The sequence below is a fragment of the Limnospira sp. PMC 1279.21 genome (genome assembly GCF_032349615.1).
Lineage (GTDB): Bacteria > Cyanobacteriota > Cyanobacteriia > Cyanobacteriales > Microcoleaceae > Limnospira > Limnospira fusiformis.
In genome coordinates, this window is record NZ_JARPLU010000432.1 from 1 (window position 1) to 1,020 (window position 1,020).

Consider the following 1,020-nt stretch of genomic DNA (forward strand, 5'->3'; position numbering starts at 1 on the left):
ACTAGGAAGTTATTTCAGGCATTGCAGCCCTATTTCACTCCTAAACGTCTCGCACAAACAAAATAGTATAACATAAAAAGCCGTCCTTCTAGGACGGGGCTTTAGACCCAGGATCTTTGGTAAATGGGGCGACATTGTTATGATAAAATGCGAGCAGGCTCTGTGTAATGCTGACTGGAACATCCCGATTGTGGGTCTGCCACTTATGTCATATAAAAGAAAAACATCAATTGCTACCTTGGCGTTGGTCTGTATCCTTGATCTCGCTCCTAAGTCTTTGGCGACTTCTAGGTTGGTCTCTGCTCAATTATACCCAAATCGTTCGAGAACGGCTTTGACCTCGACTGGGTTGGCGACCAATGAAGTGGTTTTATCTCAGGCTGAACCTTTATCGGAGAGTTCAGAGGGAAGGTCTGTAGAATCAGCACCTAGTAGGACTGACCCCGCAGGATTGGTGGCTGCTTCATCGTCGGGACAGTTTCTCCTGTGGTTATTAATACTATTATCTATTGCTGTCTTAATTGCTTTTCTGCTCTGGAGAAAGCGCGATCGCTATTTGAGGTCAGCACAGGCTAAAACTGAGGGTTTAGGACAATCCCTTCAACCTGAACCAACCCCGGATTTAGCATCGACAACCTTATCGCAGATGTCAAAGGATACATCTACAACGCTAGCATTACATGAATCGGCAAAAACTTCTATATCCTCTGATACTAAACCTGAAGAAACATCAACGCTTATTTCTCCAGAACTATCAGCCAAAACTTTCGATTTCCAAACAGTCTCAGAAACTGTCTCCCAATCCGAGGTGGTGGAAGATGTGGAAACTGAGGAGAGTTACCAGGTAGCAGATATTGGGGATTCGGATTCGGAAAGGGTCTCGGAATCAGAGGTGGTGGAAGATGCGGAAACTCAGGAGAGTCAGGAGAGTTACCAGGTAGCAGATATTGAGTTGGAGGAAGTTATCTCCCAATCCGAGGTGGTGGAAGATGTGGAAACTGAGGAGAGTTACCAGGTAGC

General features: G+C 45.6%; 1 protein-coding gene. It reads left to right on the plus strand.

Translation table 11 applies throughout. The annotated features are described in order from the left end of the window. Positions 1-205: 205 nt before the first annotated feature. Positions 206-1,020: hypothetical protein (locus P5683_RS25225; RefSeq protein ID WP_315669509.1), on the plus strand; the 815-nt coding region annotated here is incomplete at its 3' end.